Annotated in this window: 11 protein-coding genes; 4 read left to right on the top strand and 7 right to left on the bottom strand. The window is 59.2% G+C overall.

Going from position 1 to position 12,333, the window contains the following annotated elements:
• Window positions 1-9: 9 nt before the first annotated feature.
• From Q1A07_RS02360 to gtdA, 5 genes are all read right to left on the bottom strand, one after another.
• Entirely contained in the window at window positions 10-840 is an 831-nt protein-coding gene (locus Q1A07_RS02360) for a carbohydrate ABC transporter permease (protein WP_299777476.1), read from the bottom strand.
• A gap of 18 nt (window positions 841-858) precedes the next feature.
• On the bottom strand, window positions 859-1,722 hold the full coding sequence (locus Q1A07_RS02355) for a carbohydrate ABC transporter permease (RefSeq protein WP_299777474.1): 864 nt from the start codon (window positions 1,720-1,722) through the stop codon (window positions 859-861).
• Between the two features lie 131 nt (window positions 1,723-1,853).
• The gene (locus Q1A07_RS02350; protein ID WP_299777472.1) at window positions 1,854-3,155 is read right to left on the bottom strand and encodes a sugar ABC transporter substrate-binding protein; all 1,302 of its coding nucleotides are present in this window, start codon (window positions 3,153-3,155) and stop codon (window positions 1,854-1,856) included.
• A 100-nt stretch (window positions 3,156-3,255) separates the two neighbouring features.
• The gene (locus tag Q1A07_RS02345) at window positions 3,256-4,287 is read right to left on the bottom strand and encodes a LacI family DNA-binding transcriptional regulator (RefSeq protein WP_299777471.1); all 1,032 of its coding nucleotides are present in this window, start codon (window positions 4,285-4,287) and stop codon (window positions 3,256-3,258) included.
• A 189-nt stretch (window positions 4,288-4,476) separates the two neighbouring features.
• Window positions 4,477-5,526 (bottom strand): gentisate 1,2-dioxygenase, encoded by a 1,050-nt coding sequence (gene gtdA, locus Q1A07_RS02340; RefSeq protein ID WP_299777469.1) that lies wholly within the window; start codon window positions 5,524-5,526, stop codon window positions 4,477-4,479.
• Window positions 5,527-5,701: 175 nt separating this feature from the next.
• On the opposite strand from gtdA, the gene Q1A07_RS02335 reads away from it, so the two are divergent.
• The 4 genes from Q1A07_RS02335 to Q1A07_RS02320 all read left to right on the top strand — a co-directional run bounded on the left by Q1A07_RS02335 (window position 5,702) and on the right by Q1A07_RS02320 (window position 9,617).
• Window positions 5,702-6,931, top strand: a complete 1,230-nt coding sequence (locus Q1A07_RS02335) for a YcaO-like family protein (protein ID WP_299777467.1) — start codon at window positions 5,702-5,704, stop codon at window positions 6,929-6,931.
• Window positions 6,928-7,716: a TfuA-like protein gene (locus tag Q1A07_RS02330; protein WP_299777465.1), complete on the top strand. Its 789-nt coding sequence runs from the start codon at window positions 6,928-6,930 to the stop codon at window positions 7,714-7,716. The genes Q1A07_RS02335 and Q1A07_RS02330 overlap by 4 nt, the downstream gene beginning before the upstream one ends.
• A 72-nt stretch (window positions 7,717-7,788) precedes the next feature.
• The gene (locus tag Q1A07_RS02325) at window positions 7,789-9,045 is read left to right on the top strand and encodes a hypothetical protein (RefSeq protein WP_299777464.1); all 1,257 of its coding nucleotides are present in this window, start codon (window positions 7,789-7,791) and stop codon (window positions 9,043-9,045) included.
• Between the two features lie 74 nt (window positions 9,046-9,119).
• Window positions 9,120-9,617 (top strand): hypothetical protein, encoded by a 498-nt coding sequence (locus Q1A07_RS02320; RefSeq protein ID WP_299777462.1) that lies wholly within the window; start codon window positions 9,120-9,122, stop codon window positions 9,615-9,617.
• Window positions 9,618-9,637: 20 nt separating this feature from the next.
• Here Q1A07_RS02320 and Q1A07_RS02315 read toward each other — a convergent pair whose 3' ends face one another.
• Together Q1A07_RS02315 and Q1A07_RS02310 are read right to left on the bottom strand one after the other, a co-directional pair.
• The gene (locus tag Q1A07_RS02315) at window positions 9,638-11,428 is read right to left on the bottom strand and encodes a tetratricopeptide repeat protein (protein ID WP_299777460.1); all 1,791 of its coding nucleotides are present in this window, start codon (window positions 11,426-11,428) and stop codon (window positions 9,638-9,640) included.
• Complete coding sequence (locus Q1A07_RS02310; protein ID WP_299777458.1) at window positions 11,421-12,074, bottom strand: GNAT family protein; 654 nt, start codon at window positions 12,072-12,074, stop codon at window positions 11,421-11,423. The genes Q1A07_RS02315 and Q1A07_RS02310 overlap by 8 nt, the downstream gene beginning before the upstream one ends.
• Window positions 12,075-12,333 lie beyond the last annotated feature (259 nt).

Genomic DNA, 12,333 nt, shown 5'->3' with positions numbered 1-12,333 from the left:
TATCGTTCCTTATTTGACTGCGCCGAAGGTGAGGCCGCGGACGAGTTGTTTCTGGCTGAACCAGCCGAGGATGAGGATGGGCGCAATGGCCATCGTCGAGGCAGCGGAGAGCTTGGCATAAAAGAGGCCTTCAGGGCTGGAATAGCTGGCGATGAACGCCGTGAGCGGCGCTGCCTTGGCGGCGGTCAGGTTGAGCGTCCAGAAGGCTTCGTTCCATGCCAGAATGAAGTTCAAGAGAAGCGTGGAGGCGATGCCGGGAATGGCCATCGGCGTCAGCACATAGAGAATTTCGTCGCGCAAGGTAGCGCCGTCCATCCGTGCTGCCTCCAGGATCTCGCCCGGAATTTCGCGGAAATAAGTGTACAGCATCCACACGATGATCGGCAGGTTGATCAGCATCAGCACGAAGGTCAGCCCGTAAACATTGTCGAGCAGGCCAAACTGGATGAACAGCAGGTAGATCGGATAGAGCACGCCCACTGCCGGCAACATCTTCGTGGACAGCATCCAGAGCAGGATGTCCTTGGTGCGCTTAGAGGGCACGAAGGCCATGCTCCAGGCCGCTGGCACCGCGATGATGATCCCCAGGATGGTCGAGCCCCCGGCGATGAAGATGGAGTTCCACAGGAACCGGCCATAGTTCGACCGCTCCATGACCGTCGAGTAGTTCTCGGTCGTCCAGTCAAAGAACAGGAAGATCGGCGGATCGGCGATGGCCTGCGCCTCGCTTTTGAAGCTGGTCAGGATCGTCCACAGGATCGGGAAGAAGATCAGCAGACCGATGATCCACGCAGCACCGGTGTTGATCATCTTGCGTTGGTTTGTGACAGCACGTGCCATGACGTCGTCCTCCCTTGTTTAGTCGAGGTTCTTGCCAACGATGCGCATCAGGAAGATGGCAACGATATTGGCGAGAATGATCGCATAGACCCCGCCCGCGGACCCGAGCCCTATGTTCTGGCTCTCAAGCACGCGCTGGAAGATCAGGTAGGACAGGGTCCGGGTGCCGAAAGCGCCGCCCGTTGTCACAAAGATCTCTGCAAAGATGGCCAGCAGGAAAATGGTCTGGATCAGGATCACGATGGTGATCGCACGGCTGAGGTGGGGCAGGGCGATGTAGAAGAACCGCGACAGCACCGAGGCCCCGTCCATCTCTGCCGCTTCCATCTGCTCGCCGTCGAGCGACTGGATTGCCGTCAGCAGGATCAGCGTTGCAAAGGGCAGCCACTGCCAGCTGACGATCATGATCAGCGACACCATGGGGGCGTCTGAGAGCCAACTGACCGACTCGGCCCCGAAGAATCGCCATAAATGGGCCAGCAGGCCGTTCGTCGGGTCCATGAAGATATTCTTCCACACCAGCGCGGAGACCGTGGGCATCACGAAGAAGGGGGCGATGACGAGGATGCGGACCACTCCTTGCCCCCACATGGGCTGATCCAGAAGGATCGCCAGCAGGATGCCGAAGACGATGGTGATGGTCAGAACGCCGATCAGCAGGACCAGCGTGGTCGAAATTGCGGGCCAGAACGAGCTGGAGGTGACAAAGCGGACGTAGTTGTCAAAACCGGTCCAGCCCTGATCCCCGCCGCGCAGAGGCAGGTAGGTGCGGAACGAAAACCACAGGGTCATGATCAGGGGCACCAGCATCCAGCCCAGCAAGAGCACAACGGCGGGCGCCATCATCACGCGGGCGGCTGATCGGGAGGCTTTGGTGGCCATTTGACACGTCTCCTCTGTGCGCAGCGGCCTCTGGTGGGCAGCACTGCAGAATTGGGGGTCTAGGACTTAAAGATACGTGAGAGGTGGAGGGCGGCTCAACTGTCCGCCGCCCTCCGATTGAAGGGGGCGGCTTATCTGTAGCCAGCCGCTTCCATTGCTTCGTTGGTGATTGCCTGTGCTTTCGCCAGCGCGTCTTCGATAGACTGCTGACCTGCGTAGGCGGCCGAGAACTCCTGGCTCACTTCGGTTGCGATGCCAGCAAACTCAGGGATCGCGGCGAACTGGATACCCACATAGGGGCTTGGCTCGACGGTTGAGTCAGTCGGGTCAGCCGAGAGGATCGAGTCCAGCGTTTTCTGAGCGAAGGGCACCTTTTGGTACTCGGGGTTCTCATAGAGAGACGTCCGCGCGCCCGGAGGCACATTGGCCCAGCCTTCGTTCTCGGCAACCAGGGCGATGTAGTCCTTGGAGGTGGCCCATTCGATGAACTGCTTAGCTTCGGCTTCTTGCTGTGTCCCGGCAGGAACCGCCAGAGCCCAGGCCCAGAGCCAGTTGGACCGCTTGCCGAGGCCCGTGTCAGGCGCCAGAGCGAAGCCAACCGAGTCAGCAACAGTCGAATCATCACCCGTCACGAAGGAGGCCGCAACCGTGGCGTCGATCCACATGCCGCATTTGCCCTGGTTGAAGAGGCTCAGGTTCTCGTTGAAACCGTTGGTGGCGTAGCCTGCCGGACCGGATTCGTCCATCATACCCTTGTAGAAGTTGAGCGTGTTGGCCCAGGCTTCGGTGTCAAATTGCGCATTCCACTCCATGTCGAACCAGCGTGCGCCGAAGGAGTTGGACATCGCCGTGATGAAAGCACCGCCTTCACCCCAACCGGCCTTGCCGCGCAGGCAGATGCCGTTGATGTCCGCGTCCCGGTCGGTCATGGCCGCCGCAGCTTCGCGCACGAATTCCCAGGTGGGGGCGTCCGGCATTTCCATCCCGGCCTTCTCCATCAGGTCGGTGCGGTACATGATCATGGAGCTTTCGCCATAGAAAGGTGCCGCATACAGCGTTCCCTCATGGCTCAGACCACCGGCCATTGCGGGCAGGATATCACCCACATCATATTCTGCGGACAGATCGTCCAGCGGCACCAGCCATCCGTTGGCACCCCAGATCGGGGTTTCGTACATACCGATGGTCATGATGTCGAACTGACCACCCTTTGTGGTGATGTCGGTCGTCACACGCGAACGCAGCACGTTCTCTTCCAGCGTGACCCACTCCACGGCGATCCCGGTCTTTTCGGTGAAATTATCCGTATACCCCTGCATACGGATCATGTCGCCATTGTTCACGGTCGCGATGGTGAGGGTGGACTGCGCCATGGCAGCCCCAGCGGTAAGTGCAAGTGCACTCGCCGCACAAAGTGCGGTTCTCAGGTACATCCGATTCCTCCCTAGTATTATGGATTGTCCCAACAACAGCATCGAAAAAATTTTAACGCGCGTCAATATTTTATTTTTCGCGCGTTAATATTGAGTGATTTCAAGCTGATGCGCGCAGGATCAGCCGGGCCTCAAAGAGTTTTTCAGTGCGCGAGGTGAGTCGTCCCCCCCCTTCGATGAGCTCAAACAGCGTCTCGACACTGCGGTTGGAGACGGCCTCGTAGTCATGCGCGACGGTGGTCAGCGACGGGCAGGTAAATCGCGAAAACGGGTGATCGTCATGGGCTGCCACGCGCAGCGCGCTGTCAGGCTCCCGCCCCACGCGGATGCCCTTTTCAAACGCCGCCGCGAGGAAACCAATCGCCAGACGGTCGTTGCTGCAGAGCACGGTGTCGCTGGCCAGGGTGTCTTCCGACAGCACGCGCATCGCCCCCCGGTATCCGATGTCCTCGAACGCCCACCCTTCGCCGTCCACCTTGATGACATCTGGTTCGAACCCAAGACGCTCCATGATCGAGATATAGGCCTTGCGCCTCTTGTTTGCGTTTGGGTTCGCCGGGGTGCGCATTTCGAAAAAACAGGGTGGGGCGCCGGACCGCACCAGATATTCGACACTTTGCGCAACGAAACTGAAGTTGTCCGAACCCACGAAGGCCGCGCCGATCCCTTCGAGATCACTGTCAAACAGCACCGTTGGCACGTCCTTACAGAATTTCTCGATGACCGATCTGTCCGAAGCCCGCCCCAGCGGCGCAAAAAGCACGCCCGCAGGTTTCAGGGACCGCAGACTGTCGAGAATATTGCATTCCAGATCGCGCGAGCCGTGCGAGGAGAACAACGTGGGCCAGAACCCCGCAGCGATGCAGCGCTGTTCGATATTCCGGGCTATTTCGGCAAAGAACGGGTCCGACAGGTAGGGCACGACGATGCCGATGTTCTTGGTCAGCCGCCGGTTCTGGTTCATTGCGTAGATGTTGGGCCGGTAGTCATGCTCTTCCAGCGCCGCTTCGATCCGCGTGCGGATGGTGGCGCGTACACTGCTGGGATCATTGAAGTATTTGGAGATCGTTGGGCGGGATATCCCGCTCACGCTCGCAAACTCCGCCATGTTCTTGATCTTGCTCTCGCTCATGCCTCAACTCTGGCCTTCGGCGCATCCACCGATCCGATTCCAGGATGCCAACTCTCGGGAACAGGCCCTCTTTCAATTTTTGTCGCGCGTTAATTTACAGCTTTACAATAGAAAGAGCATTCCTTCGCAGGTCAAGATCAGACTGTATTCTGAAACTTTTCTTCTCGCTTTTTGATGAATGCCGGTGCGCTAGGCGTTTCCGCGGTGCTCGCGGAAGAGCCCCAGTTTCTCCTGAATGGGCCGGTCCGAATAGGAAAACAGCACCGCATCCTCCGCCGTCTCATGGGTGATTTCATGCCAGGAGGGGACGACAACGACATCCCTCGGGCCCCAGTCGATCACCTCGTCTCGGACACGCAGGCGTCCGCGCCCCTCCACCCCGACATAGACGGTCGCATCGGTGGATTTATACGGCGCACTCTGAAAGCCCTTGGGCATCAGTTGCAGACAGGTGCCGATTGTCGGCATCGCCCAACCGCCATCGACAGGGTTGATGTAGCGCATGCGCAGCCCGTGGCAGGGATCCCATTCGTCGTATTTGCGCATCTGCTCAAGCGCGTCGCGGGAGCGGGCGTAAGGATAGTTGAAGATCGGAGAGGTCGGTGTGTGCTGTGCATAGCCCAGCGGCAGCATGTTGGCGCCGTAGCGGGCCGTGCTATCGCCCGTGGGCCTGGTGATCGGCTGCTGATTCTCGCCCAGCCCTTCGGCAAAGGAGGCGTCGAAGAACTGCACCACCGGAATATCCAGCCCGTCGAGCCAGAAAATCGGTTCATTGGTGTCGTTGCCGTGGTCGTGCCATGCCCAGTTTGGCGTGATGACAAAGTCGCCAAAAGACATCTCGGTTTTCTCGCCGCCCACCGCCGTAAAGCCCCCCGCGCTTTCCAGCACGAACCGCAAGGCGGATTGCGTGTGACGATGCGCCGGGGCGACTTCCCCCGGCATCACGCATTGCACGCCGCAATAGAGGCTTGTCGTGACCTTGGAACTGCCCGCCAGCCCCGGGTTTTCGAGGATCAGCACACGTCTTTCCGCCTCTTTTGCCGTGATCAGCTCTGCCGCCTCCAGCAGCCGCGCACGAACGGAGCTGTAGCGCCATTTGAACGGGATGCAGTCCGATTTAGGCTCCGGCGTGATGATGTCCGCCATGACCGACCAGAGTGCGCGCATCGATTCCGGCTCGATCGCGTCATAGAACTGCTGACGGGCCTGCGTGTTTTCAGAGGCGTCGTTTAGGCTCATCTCGGGGTCCTTTCGATCAGGGTGCAGCAAGGCGGTGCTGTGGACGTTTATGCGCCAGTGCAGCGGATTTCGCAAAAACCTTTGGGCGCACATACGGTACAGGTGCGAATTCCCGTTCCGCAATCACCCCGGATATGGTTTGAAGGACGCCAGCACACATCCCACGGGCGGACCTATGGACCTGACGGCGCATGTCGAAAAGCAATTCCTCAAAGGATCGCAGCGCATCTGCGCGGCGAGCGACACCCTGGCGCGCATCCTGCCGCTCAAGCACAAGTTCGGCATCACCCGGCTGGCAAATGTGACCGGGCTCGACAGCGTGGGTCTGCCGGTGGTTATCGCCGTGCGGCCCAACGCGCGGTCCATCGCGATCTCGCAGGGCAAGGGGATGACGCTGGCGCATGCCAAGGCCTCAGCGTTGATGGAAGCGATAGAAATCTGGCACGCGGAGCGCATCGACACGCCGGTGTTCTACGCCAGCATCGCCGATCTGGAGGCGCGGCACCGTTTTGTTGATCTCGACCGGTTGCCGCAGACGCCGCACCCGCGCCCGCATCGCACGGAACGGCAGCATTGGGTTACGGCCTTTGACATCCTGAACGGGCAAGACAAGCTGGTACCCTTCGAGATGGTGCATGCGGATTACACGCACCCGGTGTCGCCCGAAGCCGGGCGCTATCCTGCCAGCACAAACGGCCTTGCCTCCGGCAATCACCTGCTTGAGGCCGTCTGCCATGGCATTTGCGAAGTGGCGGAGCGGGACGCGTTGGCCATCTGGCACGCACGGCCCATCGAAGCGCAACGCGACAGTCGGCTCGATCCGGGATCGATTGAGGATGCCGCCTTGCAGGCGTCGCTGGGCAAGTTCAGACGCGCTGGGCTGGACTGTGCCATCTGGGATGTGACCTGCGATACCGGGGTGCCGAGCTTTCTGAGCATCGTCTTTGATCCCGGCGCGCAGGCGGATCATCTGGGCCTCGGCTCCGGCACCCATCCGGACCCGACAATTGCCCTGCACCGCGCGCTGAACGAAGCGGCGCAGACCCGGTTGAACTACATCTCCGGCGCACGCGAGGATCTGTTTCATGACGAATACAGCGCCGAGGGACGGCAGGCGAAGGCGCAGGCCTTTGAAGATCTGCTGGTCGGTTCCACGGGTGAACGCCGCTTCGATCAGGTCGCAGGGGCGACCAATCGGACGCTGGGCGAGGACCTTGCGTGGTTGAAAAACCGCCTGAAAGGGGCCGGGATCGAAGAGATTGCGGTTGTCGATCTGACGCATTCGGATTTTGAAATACCCGTGGTGCGCGTAGTCATCCCCGGTCTTGAGGCGCCGCATGATGACGTGGCCTATGTGGCCGGCCCGCGCGCTGTGCAGGCGCAAAGCGAAAGCGCAGGGTCATGATCGTTTTTGCAGGTCCATCGCTGGCAGGCGCGGATGCAGAGGTGCTTGATACATTCGACCTGCGGCCACCCGCGCAGCAGGGGGATGTTTACCTGGCAACGTTGGAGACCCCCCGTGCCATTGGCATCATCGACGGGTATTTCGAAGGCGTGCCCGCTGTATGGCATAAGGAAATTCTTTGGGCACTGACGCAAGGGATCGCAGTTTACGGGGCCTCCAGCATGGGGGCGTTGCGGGCGGCGGAACTGGATGCCTTTGGTATGATCGGCCTTGGCGCCATCTACGATGACTACCGCGATGACGTGCTGGAAGACGATGACGAGGTTGCCCTGCTGCATGGCCCGGCAGAGGTTGGGTACCCCGGTTTGAGCGTTGCCATGGTGAATGTGCGGGCGACGCTGAAGGCCGCACAAGAGGCGGGTGTCGTTTCGTCCAATACAGCCGAAACCCTGATCGCGCGCGCCAAGACAGAGTTCTACAAGACCCGCACATGGGATAGCATTTTCCGGACCGGTGAGACCGGGGGGCAGGGGGATACGGCGCTGCCGACGTTGCAAACGTGGATCGCACAAAACGAGGTGGATCAGAAGCGGCTGGATGCGCAGCTTCTCCTGCGCCACATGGCCGAGGAAGCGCATCGGCCCCCTTCCGCGTCCTTTCATTTTGAGCAGACGGCGCTTTGGCACGACGCGGTGCAAAGCTGGCGGCAGCGCGCGCGACAGGAAAGCGCAGCGACCCACGGCGGGTACCGATTGACCGGCGGGCTGTCTTTCCGCGACGATTAGACGAGTGATGGACTGAACGATACGATTGCGATAGCCATAGAATGTAAGTGGTCGGTTTGAAGGTGAGAGTGCATGCAAGGAACGCGGTTTAAACTGTTCCCACAGCCCCAGTTTCTGGACGAATATGCCGAACCGGAGGTGGTCGAGGTGTCGTCGGCGCCGGGCACGGTCGGGCCGGGGCCATCAGACCGCCGGATGTACAGCATCTTTCCGATTGGCAAGACAGAACCCTATGGTATTTCGCCTGATGGGTCGGACCCGTCGGCGCCGCCCTGGACCGGCAAGGTCGAAGCCCCGGCGATGCCGGATGCCGACGGTCATTTCGACTATCTGGAACCGGGCACGCCGCAGTTCGAGACGGCGCATCTTTTTGGCACCGTGCGCTTTGTCATGGACATCTGGGAGGACTATTTCGACCGGGAAATCCCGTGGCAGGGAGAGGCGAGCTATGACCGGCAGGAGCTGACGATTCTGCATTCACTGGAGAATGCCTATTCGGGCTACGGTTTCATTGAAATGGGCGTGGACCGCAGCGCTGGCGAGACGCGTCCCTTCAGCCTGAACTTTGATGTGATCGCCCACGAAGTGGGCCATGCGATCATCTATTCCGAGGTTGGCGTGCCCGATCCGCAGAATGTCACCGGCGAATACTTTGGCTTTCACGAGAGCGCCGCCGACCTCGTTGCGCTGATTTCCTCTTTGCATTTCAACTCATTGGTCGATCGACTGCTCGAGAACACGCGTGGCAATCTCTACATGCTGAACGCGGTCAACCGTGTTGCTGAGCTCTCGGAAAACAAACAGATCAGGATCGCAGCCAATGACAAGAGATTGGGCGAATTCGCCAAAGGCTGGGTCAAGGAGCACCACCTGTCGCAGCCGCTGACAGGCGCGTTCTTTGATATTCTGGTAGATATCTTCCACGAAATGCTGCTCGATTACGGGGCGATCACGCCGCAGATGGAGCACCTGTCGGACGAGTTGCTGGCCACGTCGAATTACGCCCCGGTGATGCAGGAGCTTTTCGACGAGGCCTATGCCGCCAACCCGGACAAATTCAAGATGGCGCTGCTGGATGCGCGCGATATCATGGGCACCTACCTGGCCGATACCTGGGAGCGGCTGGATGAGCAGGGCCTGAATTTCGTCGACGTTGCGGAGGTCTTCCTCGACGTGGATCGCGCACACACCGGCGGCCGGTTCGAGAAGCTCATCCTCGGTAATTTCAGAATGCGCGATATCGGGCTTGTTGCGGTGGGTCCGCAGCTCGAACCGCTCGGAAAAGACAGCCATGCAAATTCGGTCAGAACGATGCTTCCGATGGACTGAAAAACCAGAATAGGTTAACACTGTAATTGCTGAAGGCTGAGGGGGCGGATTTCCCTCACGAAAGGACAAACATTATGAAAGAATCCCTTTATACATCTGCATCTATCGTGTTGTTCGGACGGGAAGTCGACGATCTGGCGGTGGTGTCCGCCAGTCGCGACAATCAGGTGCTAAGCAAGGCGGATGGACAGTTTGCCCGCATTTACGGGTTCAGCTACGACGGCGCTTATTTTGAGATCCCGACACCTGTTCTTTTCATGGTGAAAGGCGAGAGCAAAGACCCCGACAAGGTGCCGGTGCCCGGACCTAATCCGCGGGACAAGAAGTTCTATGCGGACCTGCGGGCCTGGATCGTGAAGCAATCCGACGACACCATCCGGCTTGATGTCGATCAGGGTAAGTTCGAGGATGTGCTTCTAGCCATGGCTGCTGACGGTGTCAGTGGCGTTTCCGGTGCGCGTGTATCGGGTGCCCGGGTGTCCGGTGCCCGCGTGGCAGGTGCACGGGTCTCGGGGGCACGTATTTCCGGCGCCCGGATCAGCGGTGCGCGCGGCGGCGACGCCAGCGATTAATCAGGAAAGGGGTGCGGGCCTCAGAGGCCCGCGCGCTTCATGCCATCGAGGAAGTGCTGAACATCTTCCTCGAACTTGTCGGGCTGGACGGCTGCCCAACGTTCCACAGAAAAATTTGGATGCGCTTCACGTACGAGATCTGCTTGCGCGCGTGCTTCCTTGGTGCGCCCAAGATGGGCATAGCTGGCGGCAAGGATGCGGCGTCCTTCGGTCGGGTTCTGCATTTTCTGGATAGTGTTGATCGCATCTTCGTAGCGCTGCAGGTTGAAGTAGGCGCCGCCAAGGTGCCAGATGTATTGATCCGGATAGAACGGGTTGAGTCGCATGGCTTTCTGCAAAAGCTCCACCGCCTCCTCTGACCGGCCCATGTGAGCCAGTGCGTCGGCCATGTCCGACATCAGGTCGGCGTCGTTTGGATTGAGCTTGAGCGCGCGATCATAGGCGTTGATTGCCGGATCATGCTCCTTGCGGTAGAGATGGGCAAACCCAAGCTCTCCGAAACCACGGGCGTCCGCTTCGTCCAGATCAATCGCTTCGCGGGCGAAACTCAATGCATCGTCCAGCGCAAGATCCGGCTGCTCTGCCCAATCATACCGCCAATCCAGATTGAAGGTCCGGGATTTGGCTGCATAGGCCCGCGCGTAGCGTGCATCGCTGCCAATGGCATCTTCATAGAGATGGCGCGCCTGTTTCACTTCCGGCTGGGTGTATTTGAGCACATGCCTGTGACCTTTGAGCACGAACCCGTAGGCCATGAGATTGGCAGGGGGCAACAGGCGCATGCGGTCCCGCTCTGTGGCCTCGATCCGGGCTGCTGTCGCGGAGACGATGATCTGCGTGATCTCGTCCTGCAAATCGAAGATATCCTCGATATCGCGGTTGTACTGTTCACCCCAGATGGTGCGATCCTGCAGCGCATCCAGCAGCTGCAGCGTGATCCGGATACGTTTGCCAGCCTTGCGCACCGTGCCGTCGACCGCATAGCGCACGCCAAGTTCCCGCGCGGCCTGCGCCGGCGACTTGGTGCGATCCGCAAACATATTGGCCGATCCGCGCGCGATGACAAAGAACTCCTGAAAGCGCGACAGGTTGGTTGTCACGTCCTCGGTCAGACCTTCGGCAAACCACTGGTCCCCCTGGTCACTGCCCTGGAACCCAAAGGGCAGGACAACGATGGATTGGTTGGCGACCGGGCGCTCCTTGAACTCGGCGGAGTTCTCCAGATTGCGGCGCAGCCCCGGCGTCATCGCAGCCGTGGTCGGGTTCTCGTGCACCTGGAACACATCGATGGTCCGGCCAATGTTCTTGAAGTCCTGACCGCCAAGGTATTCGTAGCCGTATTTCAGCTTGGTACAGACGTGATCATAGGCCGCGCCTGAAATGCAGACCTGTCCCGGCGCCGCAAAGGCTTCGATGCGCGCGGCGATGTTGATGCTCTCGCCGGTGATTTCGTTGCCGCTGATCAGGATCTCGCCGAGGTTGATGCCAAAGCGGAAGTGGATCTGTTCTTCTTCCGGCAGCCCGCTGTTCTCTTCTTCCAGCGTCTTTTGCATTTCTACCGCAAAGGTCACCGCGTCCACGGCGCTTTCGAAAACCATGAAGGCATTGTCGCCCGCAGAGCCTTTGAACTCACCCGAGTAGGACGTGATGACATCGCGAAACTTTTCCAGCCGGTTGGTGACCGAGATCGTCGTCTTGACCTCATCCACGCTCATCATCGTGCTGAAGTTCGCCACATCAGCAAAGACGATCGCCACCAGACGACGTTTCAAGGTTTCGCGTGACCCGGGTTTGTTTGCAGTATCAGCCAAGATTTTCTTTCCAACAGGTTGGCGAGAACGAGAGATTGCAGGACCCCGCGACAGTTTCAATGACCTCGTCGCGAGTTGCAATCCATTCCGTTCCTAAAATGCCAGCAATTACGGTATCCTTTCGGATGCCGTCGACAAACCAGCCTTCGCGGAAACGACCTTCTTCGGCAAAACCGAATTTCTCCAGCACGCGTTGTGTCGCGGCGTTGTCCGAGCGGTAGAAGGTGGTCACCCGGTGAAGGCGCAGCCGCTTGAAGGCAAAATCCAGCATCGAGACGGTCATTGCCGTCGCCAGACCTTTCTTACGAAAATCCTCGGTGACGAAGAAGGGCAAAACCGCATCGCCTTGGATATAATTCACTGATTCCAACCCTGCGATCCCGACGGGATTGCCGTTGTCATCCTCTGCCATGAACCAATAGGCGCCCGGCGAGGATTTTTGTATCATCGATTCCCGCCAGCTTTCGCGCAATGCATCGACACTCACCGGTACGGGAAGGGTGCGGTCAAAAAGAGCAACATCCGTAAAGTTCCAGAACCAGCCCGAAATCCGGGGGATATCTTCCAGCCCCATCGGGCGCCAGGTGATGATCGCTGTAGTTTCGTGAGTCATATTTTTATCCTTCCAGCCAAGCCCGGAACTCACAAACGGGTTTTACAACGCCGGTGATCGGGCTTCGCGAGAAACTACAGTCCGTTGGTTAACTACCTTTGTTACTACCGTACCCATCAGAAAAGCAACGGAATTACGGGAAGTGGCTCAGTGGTATGGGAATCATGACGTGCCTGTCTGTAATCTTGGACACGTAGAACGAGAAGCATGGTGTCCTGGCTCACAATGATGAAATGAAGGCGGGCAGCGTCGCGCTGCCCGCCTTCATCCCGCCAGACATCGAGCGGTCAGC

Origin of the sequence: uncultured Roseobacter sp., assembly GCF_947492555.1 — a bacterium.
GTDB lineage: Bacteria > Pseudomonadota > Alphaproteobacteria > Rhodobacterales > Rhodobacteraceae > Roseobacter.
This window is presented reverse-complemented; position numbering and strand designations above follow the sequence as displayed.